This is a genomic window from Roseixanthobacter glucoisosaccharinicivorans (genome assembly GCF_043195095.2).
Taxonomy (GTDB): domain Bacteria; phylum Pseudomonadota; class Alphaproteobacteria; order Rhizobiales; family Xanthobacteraceae; genus NCEH01.
Map to the genome: position 1 here is coordinate 2,439,669 of NZ_CM195538.1, position 21,652 is coordinate 2,461,320.

The 21,652-nt window shown below is 65.8% G+C and carries 17 protein-coding genes and 1 tRNA gene; 8 read left to right on the forward strand and 10 right to left on the reverse strand.

Annotated features, from left to right (window positions below):
- Positions 1-110: 110 nt before the first annotated feature.
- The 10 genes from V5F78_RS11085 to V5F78_RS11130 form a co-directional block, all read right to left on the reverse strand.
- Positions 111-186 (reverse strand) — tRNA-Phe (locus V5F78_RS11085).
- A 167-nt stretch (positions 187-353) separates the two neighbouring features.
- Positions 354-1,325, reverse strand: coding sequence for an antibiotic biosynthesis monooxygenase (locus tag V5F78_RS11090; protein WP_394068114.1), 972 nt, complete (start codon positions 1,323-1,325; stop codon positions 354-356).
- Complete coding sequence (locus tag V5F78_RS11095; protein WP_394068113.1) at positions 1,322-4,021, reverse strand: molybdopterin-dependent oxidoreductase; 2,700 nt, start codon at positions 4,019-4,021, stop codon at positions 1,322-1,324. The genes V5F78_RS11090 and V5F78_RS11095 overlap by 4 nt, the downstream gene beginning before the upstream one ends.
- Complete coding sequence (locus V5F78_RS11100; protein ID WP_394068111.1) at positions 4,018-4,848, reverse strand: FAD binding domain-containing protein; 831 nt, start codon at positions 4,846-4,848, stop codon at positions 4,018-4,020. The genes V5F78_RS11095 and V5F78_RS11100 overlap by 4 nt, the downstream gene beginning before the upstream one ends.
- A gap of 365 nt (positions 4,849-5,213) precedes the next feature.
- Positions 5,214-6,218: a hypothetical protein gene (locus V5F78_RS11105; RefSeq protein ID WP_394068110.1), complete on the reverse strand. Its 1,005-nt coding sequence runs from the start codon at positions 6,216-6,218 to the stop codon at positions 5,214-5,216.
- 590 nt (positions 6,219-6,808) lie between these two features.
- Entirely contained in the window at positions 6,809-10,048 is a 3,240-nt protein-coding gene (locus V5F78_RS11110; RefSeq protein ID WP_394068108.1) for a DUF4114 domain-containing protein, read from the reverse strand.
- Between the two features lie 167 nt (positions 10,049-10,215).
- Positions 10,216-11,400, reverse strand: a complete 1,185-nt coding sequence (locus V5F78_RS11115) for an extracellular catalytic domain type 1 short-chain-length polyhydroxyalkanoate depolymerase (protein WP_394068106.1) — start codon at positions 11,398-11,400, stop codon at positions 10,216-10,218.
- A 111-nt stretch (positions 11,401-11,511) separates the two neighbouring features.
- Complete coding sequence (locus V5F78_RS11120; protein WP_509276786.1) at positions 11,512-11,931, reverse strand: ribbon-helix-helix domain-containing protein; 420 nt, start codon at positions 11,929-11,931, stop codon at positions 11,512-11,514.
- Between the two features lie 125 nt (positions 11,932-12,056).
- Positions 12,057-13,436, reverse strand: a complete 1,380-nt coding sequence (locus tag V5F78_RS11125) for an FAD-containing oxidoreductase (protein ID WP_394068102.1) — start codon at positions 13,434-13,436, stop codon at positions 12,057-12,059.
- The gene (locus tag V5F78_RS11130) at positions 13,433-13,897 is read right to left on the reverse strand and encodes a DUF4126 family protein (RefSeq protein WP_394068100.1); all 465 of its coding nucleotides are present in this window, start codon (positions 13,895-13,897) and stop codon (positions 13,433-13,435) included. The genes V5F78_RS11125 and V5F78_RS11130 overlap by 4 nt, the downstream gene beginning before the upstream one ends.
- Positions 13,898-14,005: 108 nt before the next feature.
- On the opposite strand from V5F78_RS11130, the gene V5F78_RS11135 reads away from it, so the two are divergent.
- The 8 genes from V5F78_RS11135 (at position 14,006) to glnT (ending at position 21,503) form a co-directional block, all read left to right on the forward strand.
- Positions 14,006-14,311 carry a hypothetical protein gene (locus tag V5F78_RS11135; RefSeq protein ID WP_394068098.1) on the forward strand — a complete coding sequence of 102 codons (306 nt, stop codon included), beginning with the start codon at positions 14,006-14,008 and terminating at the stop codon, positions 14,309-14,311.
- Between the two features lie 236 nt (positions 14,312-14,547).
- Complete coding sequence (locus V5F78_RS11140) at positions 14,548-14,919, forward strand: YciI family protein (RefSeq protein WP_394068096.1); 372 nt, start codon at positions 14,548-14,550, stop codon at positions 14,917-14,919.
- Entirely contained in the window at positions 14,916-16,193 is a 1,278-nt protein-coding gene (locus V5F78_RS11145) for an RNA polymerase sigma factor (RefSeq protein ID WP_394068094.1), read from the forward strand. Before V5F78_RS11140 ends, V5F78_RS11145 begins: the two co-directional genes overlap by 4 nt.
- A gap of 125 nt (positions 16,194-16,318) precedes the next feature.
- Positions 16,319-16,978 carry a helix-turn-helix domain-containing protein gene (locus tag V5F78_RS11150; protein WP_394068092.1) on the forward strand — a complete coding sequence of 220 codons (660 nt, stop codon included), beginning with the start codon at positions 16,319-16,321 and terminating at the stop codon, positions 16,976-16,978.
- Positions 16,979-17,098: 120 nt separating this feature from the next.
- Entirely contained in the window at positions 17,099-17,998 is a 900-nt protein-coding gene (locus V5F78_RS11155) for a class II glutamine amidotransferase (RefSeq protein WP_394068090.1), read from the forward strand.
- Positions 17,995-18,702 carry a protein glxC gene (locus tag V5F78_RS11160; protein ID WP_394068088.1) on the forward strand — a complete coding sequence of 236 codons (708 nt, stop codon included), beginning with the start codon at positions 17,995-17,997 and terminating at the stop codon, positions 18,700-18,702. The genes V5F78_RS11155 and V5F78_RS11160 overlap by 4 nt, the downstream gene beginning before the upstream one ends.
- Positions 18,703-18,722: 20 nt before the next feature.
- The gene (locus V5F78_RS11165; protein ID WP_394068086.1) at positions 18,723-20,060 is read left to right on the forward strand and encodes an FMN-binding glutamate synthase family protein; all 1,338 of its coding nucleotides are present in this window, start codon (positions 18,723-18,725) and stop codon (positions 20,058-20,060) included.
- Positions 20,061-20,156: 96 nt separating this feature from the next.
- Complete coding sequence (gene glnT / locus V5F78_RS11170; RefSeq protein WP_394068507.1) at positions 20,157-21,503, forward strand: type III glutamate--ammonia ligase; 1,347 nt, start codon at positions 20,157-20,159, stop codon at positions 21,501-21,503.
- Positions 21,504-21,652 lie beyond the last annotated feature (149 nt).

The window sequence follows — 21,652 nt, forward strand, 5'->3', positions numbered from 1 at the left end:
AGCGAAAGCGCACCGAGACCGGTCTGCGCCGGGTGACCGATAAGCGCGGCTCGTGCCCCTTCGGGCACCTGCGAACCGAAGCCATCCAACCCATTGATTTATAAGGGAAATGGTGCCCAGGGGCGGAATCGAACCACCGACACTGCGATTTTCAGTCGCATGCTCTACCAACTGAGCTACCTGGGCGTCCACAAGGCCGAAACCTCTTGGAGACGGGTGTGTATAGTGTCTCCCCCGCGCTCTGTCCATAGCCGGCGGAGTCTTGATGCGCGCCTGTGGATGACAGGCCCGGAAAGCCTTGCGCGGAATGGGTTTGCGACAATCGCCCGCGCCGCGCGATCGGCCAGCGCTTGTCAGGAGGAAAGGGTGAACGCCGCGAGCAAGGCCGCATAGATGGCGGCGATGATCGCCGCGCCGCGCAGGTCCACGCCGCGCGCGGGCGCCGCCGGGCTGAGCCACCAGCCGAAGCGCCCGCTCGCCCAGGGCACGAGAAAATTCAGCAGCAGCACGCTCACCACATTGCCGATGAACAGCGCGATGGGAAAGGCGAGTCCCGCCCACCCCATCAGCAGAGGGTTCTGCACCGCGATGCCGAACAGATAGACCACCGGATAGAGCAGCATCAGAACGATCATGTTCTGCTTCCACACGGCTGCTGCGGGCTGGCCCTTGGCGCCGGAGGCGAACCATTGGTCGAAGCCGGACCGGGCGATGCGGGCGTGGAACTCCTCGGTGAAGGGCTCCGCTTCCGCCAGCAGCGCCTTGCGCTCGGGGGAATTGAGCCAGGCCTGGAGATTGTCCTCGCTGTCGAAGCGCAGGATCGAGAGCCAATCGTCCTGCACGCCGGGGATCGGCGGCTCGAAGCGATAGCCCTGGAAGCCCGGCGCCCGCGTCTGGGCCGAGGCGATGCGCTGCTCCCACGCGCGATAGGCGAGGTCCTGCCCCGGCTTGATGCGCGTGGAAATCACCGCCGAGACCGCCGCCGGCAGCACGCCGGAGGCGCCGTCCGGCACGATGTGCACGTCGTCGCGGCCCACCAGCATGGATTGGGCCCCCGCGACGCGCGCGAGGCGGGCCGGCGAATTGAGCCAGGCGATGGCGGCGGTGCTGCTCTCGAAGCGCTGCAGGATCACCCAATCCACCTGCGCCGGCGGGCTCGGGCGCATCAGGGTCTGGCCCAGAAATCCCGGAAGCGCGGCGATGGAGGCGCTGGTCTGCTCCTGCCACACCGCGAACGCCTCCTCGAAACCGGGCAGCACGCGGGTCTGCGTCACGATGGTGACGGCGGAGGACGGAGTGGACGGGGCGCTCGCGGAGGCGGTCATGGGCGCGGCTGCAACTGGTCGAAGATGCGATCGGGCGTGAACGGCAGGCTGGCGAACCGCACCCCCGTCGCGTCGAACAAGGCGTTGGAAATCGCCGGCGCGATGGGATTGATGGCGCATTCCCCCTGCGCCTTCGCGCCCAGCGGGCCGATGGTGTCATAGGTATCGGCGAACAGGACCTGCGTGCGCGGCACATCGGCGAAGCTCGGGATGCGGTAATTGCGCAGCGCCGCGTTCTTCATGTGGCCGCTCTCGTCATAATCCATGTGCTCGGTCAGCGCCCAGCCGAGCCCCATGACGATGGAGCCGTTGATCTGCCCGCGGCACTGCATGGGGTTGATGAGGCGGCCGATATCGGCGGCGTGCACGCTCTGCAGGATCTCGATGTCGCCGGTGATGCGATGCACGGCGAGGCGGATGCCCTGCACGTTGAAGGCCACCGTGCGCGGCGAGAGATAGGCCTTGCGCTTGGCCTGGAAGCGATGGCCCGCCGCCGTGCCGGTGGCGTGAAGCTCGGGCAGCGCGATGCGGGTGTTGCCGTTCACCACCGCGCCGGCCTCCAGCGTCCAGTCGCCGGGCTTGGTGCCGGTGATGCGGGCGACGTAGGACAGGATGTTCTGGCGCAGCGCCGTCGCGGTCAGCGTCACCGCCTGCCCGGCCACCACCGTGCCGGTGCTGGCGAAGGTGCCGGTGTCGAAGGGCGCCGCGTCGGTGTCGGCATTGATGATGTCGATGTCTTCCGCGCGCGTGGCGAGCACGCTGGCGGCCAGTTGGCGATGGGAGGTCACCGAGCCGTTGCCCATTTCCGTGGAGCCGACCGCGAGGTGGTAGCGCCCATCCGGCAACAATTCCATCACCGCGCCGGAGCGGTGCTCGGTGGGTGGGCCGGATTCCAGCATGGCGAGCGCGATGCCGGTGCCCTCCGCCCAATGGGCCCCTTCGGGCTTGGGCCGCCGCTCGCCGGTGGCAAGCGCCTTCTCCACCAGGTCCATGCACTGGTCGAGGCCGTAGCTGCCGAAATCCACGTCCGACACGCCGCTCCAGATCGCCTCGATCCAATCGTCGGCGGTCACCATGTTGCGCCGGCGCAGGGTGAACGGGTCGATGCCGAGGAGCTTGGCGAGGTCGTCCATCGCGCATTCGATGGCAAACGTGGTCTGCGAGGCGCCATAGCCGCGAAATCCGCCGGCCGGCACCATGTTGGTATAGACGACGAGGCCCTCGCCCTTCTTGTTCGCGCAGCGATAGGCGCTCATGGGGCTCGCGAGAGAGGCCGCCAGCGTCTCGCTGGCGTGGCCGCCATAGGCGCCGGTGTTGGACACCACCTTGATCTCGATGGCGGTCAGCGTGCCGTCCGCCTTGGCCCCCAGCTTCACGCGGGTGGTCATCTGGTGGCGCGTGCTGGCGCCGATGAACTGCTCCTCGCGGGTGTATTCCCATTTCACCGGCCGGCCGAGCTTCATCATGGCCAGCACGCAGAGATCCTCGGTCAGCATCTCCTGCTTGCCGCCGAAGCCGCCGCCGACGCGCTCGGTGAAGACGTGCAGGTCCGCCGGCACGAAGCCGAACAGATGGCACAGCTTCTCATGGGCGATGAAGGGCGCCTGAGAGGAGGTGCGCACGTGGATGCGCCCGTCGGCGCTCTTCCAGGCGATGGAGCCGTGGGTTTCCAGATGCACATGCTGGACCCGCGACGTGGTGTAGGTGCGCTCGTGGATCGCCTCCGCTTGCGCGAAGCCGGCGGCGATGTCGCCCACCTCGCCGCGGATCTCGGCGAAGATGTTGCCCCGCGCCTCGCCACCCTTGTGGTGCAGCACCGGCGCCTGCGGGGCCATGGCCTGCTCGGGATCGAACACCGCCGGCAGCACATCGTATTCCACCTTCAGGGCGCGGCAGCCGGCTTCCGCCGCCGCCTCGCTCTCGGCCACCACCGCCGCCACCCGCTGGCCGACGAAGCGCACCACGTCGTCGAGCATGTAGGTGTCGTCGGGGTCGACCAGGTGGTCCTCGTGGGTCGCGGTGCTGTAGAGCCGGCGCGGCACGTCTTCCCAGGTGAACACCTCCAGCACGCCGGGCACCGCCAGCGCGGGCGCCTTGTCGATAGAGACGATGCGCGCGTGGGCGTGCGGCGCGCGCAGCACCTTCAGATGCGCGAGCCCGGCCACCTCCAGATCCATGGTGTAGCGGGCGTGGCCGGTGACGATGCCCGGCCCGAAGGGGTTCGGCAGGCTGGCCCCGCAGGCGTTGCCAGCGATGTCTTCGCTCACGTTCACCACGCCCGCGATGGCGTCGCGGATCGAGGCGTAGCCGGTGCAGCGGCACAGATTGCCCTTGAGATGGCGCGGCAGGTCGGCGCGCTGCGCCTCATCGAGCGCGGCTATGGTCATGATCATGCCGGCCGAGCAATAGCCGCACTGGAACGCCTGGGCATCCAGGAAGGCGCGCTGCACCGGGTGCAGGTCCTCACCGCTGGCGAGCCCCTGGATGGTGGTGACCTTGCGATCGGCGGCGCGGAAGGCGGGCATCAGGCAGGAATGGATCGGCGCCCCGTCCACCCACACGGTGCAGGCGCCGCAATCGCCCTGGTCGCACCCTTTCTTGACGCCGAAATCGCCGCGCTCGCGCAAGAACGTGCGCAGGCACTGGCCCGGGCGCGGCTCGGCGGAAAAGCTGTGTCCGTCGATGGAGAAATTCATGCGGCAGCTCCCGGCCCGGCGAGTTCCGCGCGGATTTCCTCGGCGAAATGGTAGGTCAGATGCCGCCGATAGGCAGGCAGCCCGTTGACGTCGTCGAAATAGCCGTCGTGCGGGATCGCGGCGGCGATGGCGTGCCGCACCTCTTCCGCGCTCGGCGGGGCGGCGAAATGCAGCTGCACCGGGCGGAAGGTGGCGGCGGTGATGGTCAGCAGCAGGTCGCCGTCAGGCCCGCTCGTGCCGATCAGCAGCGCCGCAGAGCGGCCGAGGTGATAGAGCGAGGAGCGGCGAAAGGCGAAGCGCTTCTTCAGCGCCGCCGCGGGCAGATGGATCGCCCGCAGCAATTCGCCCGGCGCCAGGACGTTGGCATGGTTGCCGGTGACGAAATCCACCGCCTTCACCGTGCGCGGCGCGCCCTCGCGCGGCCAGAGCGTGTAGGTGCCTTCGAGCGCGACGGTGAGCGAGATCATGGCGCCGGCCGGCAGGGACATGCAGATGTTGCCGCCGACGCTCGCCTCATGGGCGATCTTGAACGACATCAGCAGCGCGCGGCAGCAGATGGAGAGCAGCGGCCCGGCGGTCCATTCCGGCGGCAGCGCAAGGGCATCCAGCGCGCCGATCCGGGCGGTGGCGGCAATTTCCAGGCCGTCCGGCCCCATGGCGAAGTCGGGCCAGTCGAACGCCCGCAGGTCGATCAGTGTATCGAGGGCGGGCTGGGGCTCGGAAAACAGCCAGGTGCCGCCGGACAGCCAGGCGAGGCCCGCGCGCCACTGGGTCACCTCGGCCGCCGAGCGCGGACGCTCGATCTGGCGAATGGTGTTGATGTCCATGACAGCAATCGCTCCGTCGCCGTGACGCAAGGGTTTCGCGGATCAGATTCCCGGCGCGTCAGGCACGCGCCAGGTTCAAGCTTCGCCGCACTCCGCCGTGAGGACGAAGAACGCGCTTTGCGATCAGCCCACAACGCCGGCTGATCGGTGAATGCCCCGGCAAATCGCCGTGTCAGCCCCGCCGGCACTGCCGCCCACTCTTGTCATGCACGGGCCTGTCCCGTGCATCCACGCGGTGCCGCTGGTGCCAGCCTCGAAAGTCCGGCGCGATCGGCGCGGCGTGGATGGCCGGCACAAGCCCGGCCATGACGACGGAGAACGGCACGCGGCAGGGCGCAGGCGCCTCGCCCGAAGGTCGATCCGTCCTACGGCAATTGCGACAGGGTCGCCGGGCCGGGGCCAGGAGTGATCAGCGTTGGCCATTGCTTGGAGCCGAACGGCACCAGTGGCGGCAGGAACGGCGTCATGCCGCGCTTGGTGGCATCGGCGATGATGGCGTCGCGCGCGTCCCCGCCCATCAGCTCGTAATCCATCACTGCATTATTGCCGAAGAACAGGCCGCCCACGGTGCGGTCCGCGATGATGCGGGTGAGCGAGCCGAGCATGTCTTCCGGGGTGGTGGTGAAGGAGACCGTCTCGATCAGGATCAGCCGCGAATTGATCGCCTCCGGCCCGAAGAATTGGGCGAGCACGCTATAGAGAATATTGTTCTGCCGCGCGACATAGATGGTATTGCTCGCGGCATAGGTCTTGTCCCAATCCGGGCCGAGCATGGCCTTCCATTCGGCGACGACGCCCATCCAGTGATTGACCTGGGTCTGCGCGGCCCAGGCGATGCTCTTCTTCAGCTGCGGGCCCTGCTTCTTGGTGAAGGCGGCCAAAGCGTCGAAGGTGATCACCCCCTTCTTCAGGCTCTCGTCCATGAAGGCGATATTGTCCCTCAGGATCTGCGCGTTGTTCGGCCGCCACTCCGCCGGCATGGAGGTCTTGTCGAGGCTGTCCAGCGCCGCTTGCATCTGCGCACGGAACGCGGTCATGGGCGAAACCCAGCTGAGGTCCGTGGGCTTGTCCACATGCGGCCCGGCCAGCACCGAGAGCACCATGGTGCTGTGGCCGATGGATTTGAGCAGCTGGTAGACCTCCGGCACCGGCGGCGCCTCCAGGCGCGGCTGGCCCGGCCGGTAGAGCAGGAAACGCCCGCCGGCACCGGAGAACAGCGCCAGGATCACGGGATGCTGGGCGAGGATATTTTCCGAGATGATCCGGCCGGAATCGCCATAGAGCGCGAACATGGCGGTGTTCAGTGCCAGAACGTCCTGCTTCGCCGTCTCGGCGGCGCTGGGCGCGGCCCCGCCGACGATGATATTCATGAAGGGCGGCGCTTCGGCGGCGAAGGCGGCGCCGGAACTTGCGCCCCATAGTACGGCAAGGCATGAAACCGCGAACGCCCGCAAGGATCGCTTGTATCGTCCCATATTCCCCCCAATAATTTCCGCTGCGGAAGAATTTTTAGGCGCGAAAAGCCTTGCTGCACCGCGCTAAAAACACCAAGCCGTCCGAGTTTTTCTATTTATCTGGATAATTCTAGCGTTTTACGGTGCAAATTGCACCGTGCTTTGGCTCGGGACGAGAAAATTTTCTTGGCGCGCACCAGGCGCCCGCGGGGCCCCGCGCTCCTCGGCACCCGACGCATTACTGTTATCCTCATACCTCACACAAGGTCTGTGGGCTGCGGGCGCCGGGGGTATCTCGGTGAGGACACGGCGACGTAATGGGCGCGGCGGCCTGTTCGCGCCGCTTCACCCCGATGCCGAAATTCATCGCCCGACGTTCGACCGAAATTGCGGTTTCAACCGCCGACAGGGCGCGGAAAAGCGTCACGAAACCGCATATCGTCTGCGCTAACCCATTGTTTCACGTGAAACATTTTTCCCGTGCCGCCGCTGGAAACGGCCCGTTTTCAAATAAACAGGCCGGAGGCCGGGGTCAGCCGTACGATCATGTCGTTATAGTCGAAATCGGATCCCTGGTTATAGGCGAGATCCTCGAACCCGAAGGTATTCTCGCCATACATGCGCACCTGTTCGCGCCCGCCGGGATTGTTCTCGCCGATCACGAAGGTTTCGCCCGAAGGGGTGAGCAGCACCGGCGCGTAGAAGCCGCTCTCCCCGGAAACCGTCCAATGGGTGATCTGATTGAAGGCGCCGCCGCCGGTCGCCATGAGGCCCGGATCCATATGGCTGCGCACCGCCGCGAGATAGGCCTCGGTATCGCCCGCCGGCACCCCGCCCACGCTCCAATCGCCGGTGGCGGCATCCACGTCGATATGCACGAAGCCCAGCGTATTGGTGTTGGCGCTGCTGCCGGTGACCTGGACGTCGAGCGTCTCGCCATGCTGGAGATAGACAACCGGCAGGCCGCTCATGCGCTGGCTGCCCGCAAGCACCGCCGCATCCGCCAGCGTGTTGTCGGTGGTGGCGTTGAGCTCCAGCCCGGCAACGGAAATGTGCAATCCACCGCCCGGCTGGCCGGAGACACCCACCATCGGCGCGGCATCGAGCACATGGTCGCCGGTGAGGACCGCGAAGCGCAATTGCTCTCCCACCCCAAGCCACACCGATTGCCCGCCCTTGAGCAGGTTTACCCCATGGTCGTCGGGCGCGGCGCCGACGCGCGCGAGGATCGCGTCCTCAAGCGTCACGCCGCCCCCCACCGCGCCGTCGCGCCCGATCAGCTGGCCTTGGGCGTCCACCGCATAGAGCAGCAAAGTGGCGCCGGTCGCCTGGGCGGCCTGAAGCACATCCAGCCGCACCCAATTGCCGGCCGTGCCGCCATCGGCCACCAGGGAGAGCCCGCCATTGCCCGCCGCCTGAAGCTCCAGGTCGGCCACGCTCACCGTGAGGGTCAACGGGCTGGAGACCGGGCCGAGGGGGGTCGCAAAGCTGGTGTCGGAGGCGGAATATTCCTGCATCGTAACGGCATAGGTTCCATTGCCGAATTGCTGCATGATCGGCGTGAACCACTGGCCGTCGATATCCGCCACCGCCGTGATCGGCTGCGGGCCACTGATCCCCTGCCCCGCAAAGCTGATCTGCGCCACGTTGAGCGCGCCGATCTTGTTGGTATAGCCGGACACCCAGGAGGGGGTGCCGGGGGCGGAATTCAGCCCGGTCCAGCCGAACGCCACCTCCGCATCGCCAACCGTGAGGGTGTTGCTGACCTGGTTCACCTGGTTCGCGACCGCCGTGAAGACATCCCCTGCCAGGGTCCCGGCCACGGGCGCGTTGGGCGTCGGCAAGGTGGCGATGAAACTGGTATTGGTGTTCTGCACCAGCAGCGCGGGATCGAGCGTCGTGGTGCCGCTATAGGCGAAGCTGAGGGTGAAGGTGGGAATAGTCTGGTCGCCCGAGGATGGCGGCGTCACGAGCGCCAGCCCGTCCACGGCGAGGCTGCCTTCCTGCCCGGCATAGTCCGGATTGAGGAATTGCGAGCCCGACATGGTCGTATAGAGGTTGAACGTCTTCTGCGCGTCGCCCTCGCCCACCACCACCTGATACCATGCAACCCCATCGGCGGCCTTGGGAATCTGGTTGATCAGGATGCTCCCTTCCGGCTGGGAAGAGCCAGCCTGCGGGCTCGCGGAATAGGTGCCGGTCGAGGAATCGTAGGCAAGATTCCAGTTCTGCCAGAGGGTTGAGCCGGCCGGAGGGGCGATCGTCACCTCCTGCCACTGGGGCACGGAATTGCTTTCGCCGGCATAGAATTTGAGGGTGATGGGCGTGCCGTCCGCCAGCACCATGTTCTGGTTGGCGAAAGACATCACGATATTGGTGCCGTCGCCCACCCACACCGGCTCGGCATATCCTCCGACGCCCGGGGCGATATAATTGTAGATAACCGGCGGAATATAGCCCTGCGGCTGCTCGCCATCATCGTACAGGGTCAAACTGATGGTGGAGACATTGGTGCCGGTCGAGGGATCATAGACCGAGATCAACGGCCCGCCGACGCTGTACTGCTTCATCAGATTGTCGGAATAGCCGGACCCGTAGGAATTGGAGTTGAAGTAATAAATCTCCGAATAGGGGTCCATGTAGGTCGGCGTCACGCCGGTGGTCAGGTTCTTTCCGAAGGCATAGGTCGGGTCCCAGTTCCAGTTGGAATTGAGATCCACCGGAGCCGTGATGGCGGAATTATAGGATTGGCCGGTGGTGTTGTAGAACCCGGCGGTGAACCCGGTGAGGAACTGGGTGAGAACCTCGCCCCACTGGTTGTTCTCCCCCGTATTCATCTCGGGCGAGGCGTCGCCATATATCTGGTAGGGCGTGGCGTCGGTCTGGTTGGTATAGATCTCGACCGAGCCCAGGGTCGAATAGATGCTGTTTTCCAGGTTCGCGGGCGAGATCTTGATATAGCCCTGGATCTGGCTGCCGGCGTCCGGCGCAAGCCAGAAATTCGTGCCGTCCCATTGCAGGGAATAGGAGAAGAAGCCGGCATTGTGCCAATTGCCGTTGGCATCCGGCGCGCCGTTGAAGAAGCCGGCGATGGAGATGGGCTGCGTCGCGACACTGGTCTCAAGGCTCGTGACGTAACCGCTCCAATCGGACGCGCTGAAGCTGTTGGGCGCGTTCACACTGACAGCCTGCGACGGCGAGATGCCGGCGCGATGCTGGCCCTGCAACGGGCCGCTGGTATAGTCGTAGACGTAGGTATTGGCGGAATTGATGTCGGCAATCGCCTGGAACAGGCTGGAGCCGGTGATGCCATAGCCGCGTGAATCGGTGGTCGCGCTCCCGCCGGAGCCATAGGTGATGCCCACCTGCATCGGCAGGCCGAAGCCTTCCACCGAGGTCAGGTTGCCCACGTCGCCCGGCAAGTTCTTCAGCGTCACCTCGAAGCTGTCGTACCGGAAATCATAGGCCGCGGCATTATTCCAGGAGATGTCCTGCTCGCCGGTGATGAGCGTCTGAAGATCGTACGGCTGGGAACCGTCCTGGCTCTGGACCAGAAAATAGACCTTGCCGCTATTGTAGGGCTCCGGAAGTACGATCGCGCTGCTGGCGGTGACGGCGCCGTCCTCCACCAGGGTGGTCCACTGGGGTGCGCCGCTGGAGTCGAAATAGACCGAATAGGCCCACACGCCCGGCTGCCCCAGCGTCTGCTGCAGCTGGGTGCTGAGGTCGACGTTCAACGTGGTCATGTGGCACCCGCCAGAAAGACGATCTGAGGCTATATAGCCACGAGGCCGAAGCTCTGATCAATGCCGCCGGACGCTGCGGCAGGTGTTTTATCGCCGCCGCAGAACCTGGTACCTGCCACGCGCATGAAGCGGGCCGCGCGCAGGGAAAATACAGTCTGCCCCCCGCCTTACCCCGCGGACGCGGCGTGGGCATGGCGCAGAAAGAAGCGCACCATCTCGCGGCTGGCATCGGGGCCGCGCGGATCGGTAAAGCTGCCCTTCGTGCTGCCGCCGGACCAAGCGTGGCCAAGGCCGTGCAGCACCCAATGCTCCAACACCACCCGGCCGCGCGGATCGGTCAGAATGGTGCGGTTATAGCTGGTGCCGTCCGGGCTCTTGCCCTGGGTCACCACCTCGTCCAGCGCCGCGCCGCCGCGCGACTGGGTCACCACGTGGTCGCCGTTGACGGGGTGGACGGTATTGTCGCGGTCGCCGTGGAACACGATGGTCGGCACGATGCCGTTGCCGTCACGCGCGCCCTGGGTGCGGGCGACGAACGGCACCGCGCTGCCCTGCCGCATGGCCATGAAGGCCGACGACATATCGCTCGCCGCCCCGCACGCCAGCCCGGAATGCACGCCGATGGCCGAATAGAGATCGGGATAGGTGGTGCCCATGATGGCCGCCACCGCCCCGCCGGCGGAGAGCCCGGCCACATAGACCCGGCCCGGCGCTACCTCGTACTGCTGCATCACCTGGCGGGTGATGCCGGCGATCAGCGACGGCTCCCCCTGCCCGCGTTTCTGGTCCGCCGCATTGAACCAGTTCCAGCATTTCGAGGCGTTGGCGGATTGCACCTGCGCGGGATAGGCCACGAACAGGCCGTGCTCCTCGGCAATTTCGTTCATGCGCGTGCCGGCGGCGAAATCGTCCGGCGATTGGGTGCAGCCGTGGAGCATGACGATCAGCGGCAGGCGCTGCCCGCGATAGGCGCTGGGCACGTAAAGCTTGTAGCTGCGGCTGCCGGCGGCGTTGGCATAAACATGCTCCTCGAACATGCCCTCGTTCTCCGAGGACTCGGGCGGCGCGTCGGGGGAAAGCAGGCCGCGCAACCCCTCGGGTAGATAATCGGCGACCGATTTCCCGCCATGCGCACCGGGACCGGCCTCGAACGGCAGGGACCATGCGCCGCCGCCGTTGCGCGGCGGGGCGAGATCAATCCCCTCGCGGCCCTTGCCGGGCACACCGCCCGGTGCACGCGGCGGATGATCTCCGGCGATGGCGCCGCGCAGAATGGCCATGGCCTCTTCCAGCCGGCCTTCCCGCGTCAGCCGCGTGGCCTCCATCATGTCGATCTTGGTAGGCACGTGCATTGAAAACATCCTGGACTGAAAGGCTTCCGACACTGCCGGGATGCCTTCCTGTTGGAAGCAAAATAGAGGCCCAAGCTTGCGCGCAGGCAGAGCGAAGAGGAGAGGAGGGGATCAGCGCATGCGGTCGCTCAGCGCCGCTTTCACCGCGGGGCTCGCCTGGAGCGCGCCGAGGATATGGAGGGAGGAAATGGTCCCGCGCGCCAGTTCCGGCGGCACGTCGGGCGCGATCACGGCAAGGCCCAGCACCTGGATGTCCAGCCGCTCGCCGGCGGCTTGCACATTTTCCAGATCCTTGCGGCTGAAGTGGCGCAAGCCGAGGTCGAGCTGGTTGCGCGCCACCGACTTCTGCACCGTATCCGCATGGCGATCCAACTGGTTGCGGATCGCGGTGCGGATGAAATCGGTCCGGTTGGAATAGAAATTTTCCTGCACCAGAAGGTCGATATGCCCCAGATCGACGAAGCCGAGATTGATCGTGATCTTCTCCGTGTCCGGCCCCTTGGGCCGAATGTCCTTCGCGAGCATCGTCATGGCAACCATCCCTACACCATCCAGCTGGATGGCAGATGGGGGCCTCCGTGCTGCAGCGCAATAGCGAATGCCATGGAAAATGATGCGACGCAGCAGATAATTTCGCGCGTCGTTCCGCCTTCCGGTCAGGCAGCCGGCTTCAGATCGCCGATCAAGGTGGGAATGAGTTCCGACACGGTGGGATGGATCGGTACGGCCCATTGCAGCACGTCATAGGGCTGGTCCGCGTTCATCATGTCGAGAATGCCATGGATCGCCTCGTCGCCCGACGTGCCGAGGATGGCCGCGCCCAGAATGCGTTTCGTCTGCGCATCGACCACCATTTTCATGAAGCCAATGGTTTCGCCCTTTTCCACCGCGCGGCCCACCCGCGCCATGGGCCGGGTCGAGACCAGCAGCGGCCGGCCGCTCGCGCGCGCCTGCGCCTCGCTCATCCCCACCCGCCCCAGGGGCGGGTCGGTATAAAGGGCATAGGCGGAAATACGGGCGGACAGCCGCCGATCTGCACCGTCGAGCAGGTTCGCGGCGATGATCTCGAAGTCATTATAGGCCGTATGGGTGAACGCGCCGCGCCCATTGCAATCCCCCATGGCCCAGACACCGCTGACATTGGTCTGCAAGGTATCGTCGACCCGGATATAGCCGCGCTCGTCCCGTTCGATCCCCGCCGCATCGAGCCCGAGGTCGCCGGTGTTGGGCACCCGGCCGATGGCCACCAGCACATGGCTCGCCACGAGATCAGGCGCCCCGCCATCTCCTTCCACGCGCACATTCACCCCCGCCCCCGCCCTGGAGAAGCTCAGGGTAGCGATGCCGGTGCGCACCTTGATCCCCTCGGCCGCGAGGAACCGCGCGATCTCAGCCGAAATGTCCTCATCCTCGCGGGCGACGAGGCGCGGCCCCTTCTCCAGCACCGTGACTTCAGCGCCGAAGCGTCGGAAGGCCTGGGCGAATTCGAGCCCGATATAGCTGCCGCCCACCACCACCAGATGGCGGGGCACCACATCGAGATCGAGCATGCTCGTGTTGGTGAGATAGTCGATGTCGGCAAGGCCCGGCATGTCGGGCACCAGGGCGCGACCGCCGACATTGATGAAGACGCGGGGCGCGGTGAGGAGATCCTCGCCGACCCGCACGGCCGTCGGGCTTTCGAAGCGGGCGTGGCCATGGAACAGGGTAAGGCCCGCCATGGCCTCCATCCAGGCCGTGAGCCCGTTGCGCGCATTCATCGTCACCTGGTGGGCTCGGGCGTGGACGCGCGTCATGTCGATGCCGACCTCGCCGGGCACGATCACCCCGAAATCGGCGGCGCGACGCGCCATGTGGGCGGCATAGGCGCTCGCGACCAGGGCTTTGGTGGGCATGCACCCGGTGTTGACGCAGGTGCCGCCGATGAGATGCCGCTCGATCAGCGCGACCTTCATGCCCGCCCCGGTCAGGCGCCCCGCGAGCGGCGGACCGGCCTGGCCGGCGCCGATGATGATGGCATCGAAGGTCTGTGTCATCGCAGGCTCCCGAGGATCAGCAGGGCACCGAGGATGGCGATCGCATCCTCGATGAGGGCGGCGGGCAGGTCGTTGCCGAGCCGCGCGGCAAGCCGTGCACGCACGGCAGCGCCGCCGAGGGTACCGATGACCGCCCCCACGATGCCCAGCGCGATACCGACAAACGCCAGCCCGGCGGGGGTCGCAAGCGCCGCTCCGCACACGGCGCCGCTGACGATGCGGGCGCCGAACTGCATGGGCACCTTGCGGCTGGGGGTGAAGGGCAGCTTGTCGGCCACCAATTCACCGAGGGCGAAGATCGTCAGCACCCAGACCGCCAGCATGGTGCCGAGAAAGGAGAGCCAGGAACCGTCCAGCGAAAGCGCGCCGAGCGCGGCCGCCCAACTGACCATCGCCAATGGCGTCATGGTGCGTAGACCACACAGAACACCCGTCAGAAGCGCCACTAGAAGCAGTGTCATAAGGGGAAATCCTCACGTGCGCCGATGAAACGGAGGCAGGCGCCCAACGGCGCCGCCGTGCCTTGCTGCCGCGCCCCTCGATTGCGAGGCGCATGAAAACAAACACGCGTGCGTATCGGTAAAGTCGTAGCCCTGCGGGTGCGAAGAGCGTATAGTATTTTCATGTCAATTCATAAATTTTCACTCGGCGACCACGTCGAGCTTTCCATTGGTCCGTTTTATCGGGCCACCGCGGGCGCATACGATATCGTTGCGCTGATGCCTTTCGAACGAGGGGAATGCTCGTATCGCGTGCGCGCCTCGGCCGAAAAGCATGAGCGCGTGGTGCTCGAGAGCGACATCCGCCTCATTCCCCGTCCTGAGGGCATGCCGGTCCAGATGCCGAGCATCGCCATCGGCAAGAAGCGCGCCTGACGCGTTCGCCTTTCGCGCGCAACTGACAAGCGCGCCTGAGGCGCGTTCGTTCTAAACTCCGCCCTCCTTCCATGCTCTGCTCCGCCCGCCATGGCCTCGCCATGCGCGGGCCGCGTTGCGTCGCGCACTGCTGCAACATTTCCCATGGGAATGCGGAGCATTTCCAGTTTTATTTCCGGGCCCCTGTCGGCCGCGGGTAACCTTGCCCGTCTTAGACAGGACGAGGACACCGCCTGATGCTCTATGCCATTCTTTGCTATCATTCCGAGGATGTCGTCTGCTCCTGGTCCAAGGAGGAAGACGACGCGGTCATGGCCAAGCTCATGACCGTGCATGAGAAACTGGAGCGGGACGGCCGGTTGGGGCCGGTGGCGCGGCTGCTGCCCACCACGGCCGCCACCACGCTCCGCAAGGACCAGGACCCGCCCCTCGTGATCGACGGGCCGTTCGCCGAGACCAAGGAGCAGTTGCTCGGCTTCTACGTGGTCGAGTTCGATAGGTTGGAAGATGCGCTCGATGCCGCGCGCGAGCTTGGACGCGCCAATCCCGGCGGCGCCTATGAGATCCGGCCGATCGCCCTGTTCCATCCCGGAAGTGTCGGGCCGTGAGCGACCTCGCCTGGATCGACGCGACGCTGGCCGCCGCGCGCCCGCAGGCGGTCGCCGCCTTGCTGCGCTATTTCCGCAATCTGGATTTCGCCGAGGAGGCGGTTCAGGAAGCCTGCTTGCGCGCCCTGCGCACCTGGCCGCAGAACGGCCCACCGCGCGACCCCGCCGCCTGGCTCATCATGGTCGGCCGCAATTCCGGCATCGACGAAACCCGGCGGCGCGCCAAACTCGCGCCGCTCCCCTCGGAGGAACAGCTCTCCGATCTCGGCGACGCCGAGGATCATCTCGCCGAACGGCTGGACGGGGAGCATTATCGCGACGACGTGCTGCGCCTGCTGTTCATCTGCTGCCATCCCGAACTGCCGGCGACGCAGCAGGTCGCTCTGGCTCTGCGCATTGTGTCCGGACTCAGCGTGTCGCAGATCGCGCGCGCGTTTCTTGTGAGCGATGCGGCGATGGAACAGCGCATCACCCGCGCCAAGAGCCGCATCGCGCGGGCCAGCGTTCCGTTCGAGACGCCCGGCGCCGTGGAACGGGCGGAGCGCCTCGCGGCGGTCGCGGCCATGGTCTATCTGCTGTTCAACGAGGGTTATTCCGCGACCGGCACCGACGCCGGAGCGCGCCGCCCCCTGTGCGACGAGGCGATCCGCCTCGCCCGCCTGCTGCTGCGCCTGTTCCAGGCCGAGCCGGAGATCATGGGGCTGCTCGCCTTGCTGCTGCTCCAGCACGCGCGTTCGGCGGCGCGGCTGGATGGGGACGGGGCCATCGTGCTGATGGACGATCAGGACCGCACCTTGTGGAACCCGACCATCATCGCCGAGGGCCTCGCCCTGATCGACAAGGCCATGCGCCACCGCCGGCCCGGCCCCTATCTGGTGCAGGCCGCCATAGCCGCTCTGCACGCGCGTGCGGAACGGCCGCAGGATACAGATTGGGGTCAAATCGACCTGCTCTATGCCATGCTGGAGCAGCTCCAGCCCTCGCCGGTGGTGACGCTCAACCGCGCCGTGGCGGTTTCAAAGGTGCGTGGCCCCGACGCGGCGCTCGCGATGATCGAGCCCCTGGGCCAGCGCCTTTCGGGCTATTTCCACTTCTTCGGGCTCAAGGGGGCTCTGTTGTCGGACCTTGGCCGCACCGAAGAAGCACGAATCGCCTTCGGACAGGCCATCGCCCTGGCCTCTTCGGCGGCGGAAGCCGCGCATATCCGCCAGCATCTCGACCGCTTGCAGCGCGAAGGCGGCGCGTCTCCCCAATCCAACGGCTCCGCCGCCTGAGATACCGACCGGATCCGGCGCTGCGGGAGGCAGATGCGGCGATGCACGCAGAAACGCTAGCCTTCACGCCCAAGACACAGGAAGATGCAAGCGAAGGACGTTTCCGCGGGACCAGGGGCAAGAGAGTGGCAGAGCGCAAGACGAAGGCCGCAAGTGAGGCCGCCGAGGTGATCGATTATCAGACCGGGTCAGGCGCTCCGGCAGCGATTGCAAGCACGCTGGAAGATGCCCTCGGCATTCAGGTGCGCGCCATCCGCCGGCAATTGGACCTCACCGTTTCCGACCTCGCGGGCGCCGCCGGCATTTCGGTGGGAATGCTGTCGAAGATCGAGAATGGGCAGATTTCCCCTTCCCTTGCGACGCTTCAGGCCATTTCCAAAGCGCTGAACGTTCCCATCACCACCTTGTTCTCCACCTTTGAGGAGCGGCGCGACTGTTCCTTCGTGCGGGCGCACCAGGGCGTCATCATCGAGCGGCGCGGCACCAAGGTGGGGCATCAATATGAATTGCTCGGCCACGGGCTCGGCGGCGATATTGTGGTTGAACCTTACCTCATCACTCTCTCTGAAGACGCCGCCACCTATACCGGCTTTCGCCATGCCGGGGTCGAATTCATCTACATGCTGAGCGGAGAAGTGGTCTATCGCCATGCCGACCGCACCTATCACCTGCGGCCGGGCGACTCCCTGATGTTCGATTCCGGCGCCGCCCACGGTCCCGAGGACCTGATCGTGACGCCCATGTCTTATCTCTCGGTGATCGTCTACAGCCGCGACCCGCGCTGACGGCTCTCCCATCGCCATCTTTTTCCTAGAGAGAAAATTTTATTCCGCCCGCGTTGACGAGGCAGCGCTTGGGGCGTACCACTCTGGAGACGGCCATGTTTCGGCCACCGGAGTTCAGCCATGTGCGGCATCGTCGGTATCTTTCTGAAAGACCCCAAGCTCGAGCCAGAGCTTGGGCAAATGCTCTCCTCCATGCTGTGCGTGATGACGGACCGGGGGCCTGACAGCGCGGGTTTCGCCATCTATGGCAACGGCGCGGTGGACCACGTGAAACTCTCCCTGCGGGCCGTGGAAGGCTATGATTTCGAGGGTCTCGCGCATTCGATCTCGGTGGTGACGGGCGGCGATCCTCGCCTCGTGGTGCGCGCCAGCCATGCGGTGATCGAGGTTCCGGCGCACCAGGAAGCCGCCGTGCGCACCGCGCTTGCCACGCGTCATCCCGAGGTTGCCATCGTCGGCACCGGGGCGCGCATGGAAATCTTCAAGGAAATCGGCCTGCCGAGCGAGGTCGCCGAGCGCTTCGACCTGCCCAAGATGAGCGGCACCCACGGCATCGGCCACACCCGCATGGCGACCGAAAGCGCGGTGACCACCGCTGGCGCGCATCCCTTCTCCACCGGCGCGGACCAGTGCCTGGTGCACAATGGCTCGCTCTCGAACCACAATGATCTGCGGCGCCAGCTGAAGCGCGAGGGAATTTCCTTCGCCACCGAAAACGACAGCGAAGTTGCGGCCGGCTATCTCACCTGGCGCATGAAGAACGGCGCTACCCTCGGCGAGGCACTGGAAGCCGGCCTCAAGGATCTGGACGGCTTCTTCACCTTCGTGGTCGGCACCGAAAGCGGCTTCGGCGTGCTGCGCGATCCCATCGCCTGCAAACCCGCCGTGATGGCCGAGACCGACCAATATGTGGCCTTCGCCTCCGAATACCGCGCTCTGGTGAACCTGCCCGGCATCGCCGATGCCCGCGTGTTCGAGCCCGAGCCCGCCACCGTCTATTTCTGGGACCGCGCCGCATGAATGCCTTCAGCCCCGACATCACGTTCGATCTCGCACAGAGCGAGCTGCGCGAGCTGAACGGCGCGCTGCACAAGGCCACCGGCGAGACCAATGCTAAGCTCTGGCGCGTGCTGAACCCGAATGGCCGGCACGCTTTGGCAGCCGGCGTAGATGCCCCCCTCACCATCCAGGTCGAGGGCCACGTGGGCTATTATTGCGCCGGGATGAACCAGCAGGCGAGCATCATCATCCATGGCAATGCCGGTGTCGGCGTCGCCGAGAACATGATGAGCGGCTTCGTCCATGTGCTGGGCGACGCCAGCCAGGCGGCCGGCGCCACGGCCCATGGCGGCATGCTGCGCATCGACGGTAATGCCTCGGCCCGCTGCGGCATTTCCATGAAGGGCGTCGACATCATCGTGAAGGGCTCCATCGGCCATATGAGCGCGTTCATGGGCCAGTCCGGCAATCTCATCGTGTTCGGCGATGCCGGCGAGGCGTTGGGCGACAGCCTCTATGAAGCCAAGCTGTTCGTGCGCGGCTCGGTGAAGAGCCTGGGCGCCGATTGCATCGAGAAGGAATTGCGCGACGAGCACAAGCAATTGCTGAGCGAAAAACTGGCGGCGGCCGGTCTTGCCGGCTCCATCGACGTGTCCGAATTCAAGCGATACGGCTCGGCCCGCCGGCTCTACAATTTCCACATCGACAATGTCGATGCCTATTGATGCGTGAGGACGACCTTATCATGAGCGCCCACTCCAACGTCCCCCGCACCCTGCCCCGCTTCTCCGCGACCTTCGACCCGCACACCTTGTCGGAAATTCGGCGCGCGGCGGCGACCGGCATCTATGACATTCGCGGCGCCGGCACCAAGCGCAAGCTGCCCCATTTTGACGACCTGCTCTTCCTCGGCGCCTCCGTCTCGCGCTATCCGCTTGAAGGCTATCGCGAAAAGTGCGGCACCGACGTGGTGCTTGGTACGCGTTTCGCCAAAAAGCCGATCACCCTCAAGACCCCCGTCACCATCGCCGGCATGAGCTTCGGCGCCCTCTCCGCGCAGGCAAAGGAAGCGCTGGGACGCGGCGCCTCGGCGGTCGGCACCTCCACCACCACCGGCGACGGCGGCATGACGAGCGAAGAGCGGGGCCATTCCCAGACCCTGGTCTACCAATATCTGCCCTCGCGCTACGGCATGAATCCCAATGACCTGCGCAAGGCTGACGCGATCGAGATCGTGATCGGCCAGGGCGCGAAGCCTGGCGGCGGCGGCATGCTGCTCGGCCAGAAGATCTCCGACCGCGTCGCCGGCATGCGCAACCTGCCGCAGGGCATCGACCAGCGCTCGGCCTGCCGCCATCCGGACTGGACAGGGCCGGATGATCTGGAGATCAAGATCAGCGAACTGCGTGAGATCACGGACTGGGAAAAGCCGATCTATGTGAAAGTCGGCGCCTCCCGCCCCTATTACGATATTTCACTGGCGGTGAAGTCCGGCGCCGACGTGGTGGTGCTCGACGGCATGCAGGGCGGCACGGCGGCAACCCAGGACGTGTTCATCGAGCATGTGGGGCTGCCCATTCTTTCGGCCATCGGCCCGGCGGTTCAGGCGCTGCGCGACCTCGGCCTGCACCGCAAGGTGCAGCTCATCGTCTCCGGCGGTATCCGCAATGGCGCGGACGTGGCCAAAGCGCTGGCGCTTGGCGCGGACGCGGTCGCCATCGGCACGGCGGCCCTGGTGGCGCTGGGCGACAACGACCCGCAATACGAAGCCGAATACGCGGCCCTCGGCAGCACCGCCGGGGCCTATGACGACTGGCACGAGGGCTTGGATCCGGCGGGCATCACCACCCAGGACCCCGTGCTCTCGGCGCGGCTCGACCCCGTCAAGGCCGGCCGTCGGCTCGCCAATTATCTCAGCGTCATGACGCTCGAGGCGCAGACCATCGCCCGTGCCTGCGGCAAGAGCCATCTGCACAATCTTGAGCCGGAGGACCTCGTCGCCCTCACGGTTGAATCGGCCGCCATGGCTGGCGTGCCGCTTGCAGGCACCAACTGGATTCCCGGCAAGGGCGGCGCCTACTGATCGCCCGACCGGACCGGCGCGCCTTCACGGGGCGCGTCGGGAGCACAACGACAAGACCTTCCCAGAGGATTTGACATGATCCGCTTGCCCGAACCCATGCGCGAAGCCGATGGCCGCGCCGCAGTCGCCGCCCTCGCCCCCGATGCCGATCTGGAAAAGGTCGCCCAGGAACGGGGCATCAAGTATTTCCTGATCTCCTATGTGGACCTGTTCGGCGGGTTGCGGGCGAAATTGGCGCCGGCATCGGCCATCGCCGGCATGCAGAAGGATGGCGCGGGATTCGCGGGCTTTGCCACCTGGCTCGACATGACGCCAGCCGACCCGGACCTGTTCGCGATCCCCGACCCAACCTCGCTGATCCAGCTGCCCTGGAACCCGGAGATCGGCTGGCTCGCATCCGATCTGTACATGGAAGGCAAGCTGGTAGAGCAGGCGCCGCGTTCGGTTCTCAAGAACCAGCTCGCGGCCGCAGCCGCTCTCGGCTACGAGATGAAGAGCGGCGTGGAGTGCGAATATTTCCTCACCAACGCCGACGGCACAGGCATCCACGATGCCGCCGATACGGCGGTGAAGCCCTGCTACGACCAGTCCGCCTTGATGCGCCAGTATCCGGTCATCAAGGAAATCTGCGACGCCATGCTGTCGCTCGGCTGGGGCGCCTACCAGAACGACCATGAGGACGCCAACGGCCAGTTCGAAATGAACTGGAACTACGACAACGCCCTCGTCACCGCCGACCGGCACGTGTTCTTCAAATTCATGGTCAAGAGCATCGCCGAGAAGCACGGCCTGCGCGCGACCTTCATGCCGAAGCCGTTCATCAATCTCACCGGCTCGGGCTGCCATTGCCACGTTTCGCTGTGGGACAAGGACGGCAAGAACGCGTTCGCCGACAAGGCCGGCAAGCTCGGCGTGTCGGACCTCGGCTACAGCTTCATCGGCGGGCTGATCCACAATGCCGATGCGCTCTGCGCGCTCACCAATCCGACGGTGAATTCCTACAAGCGCATCAACGCTCCGCGCACCATTTCCGGCGCCACTTGGGCGCCCAACACGGTGACCTATACCGGCAACAACCGCACCCACATGATCCGCATTCCCGATGCCGGCCGGTTCGAATTCCGCCTCGCGGACGGCGCCGCAAATCCCTATCTCCTCCAGGCGGGGGTGCTCGCGGCAGGGCTCGACGGCATTACCAATGCGCGTGACCCCGGCGAGCGGCTGGACATCAACATGTACACCGACGGCCACAAGGTGGAGGGCGCGAAGAAGCTGCCTCTCAACCTGTTGGACGCGCTGCGGGCGCTGGAGACCTCGTCCGTGCTGGCAGAAAGCCTGGGGCCGAGCTTCGTCGCCGGTTTCGTCAAGCTGAAGATGGAGGAGTGGAACGCCTATTCGCGCCATCTTACCCAATGGGAGCGGGAAACCACGCTGGATATCTGAGAGCCCGCAGATCCCAAGAAACAGACCTGATGGCCCGGCGCTGCTGTCGCCGGGCTTTTCTTTTGCGGTCTCGCCCGAGATTGGCGGACCTCCCGAAGCGATACCTTGGCCGGATCGCTGGAAGAATAGTATTTCTGGGCCCCTTCTAA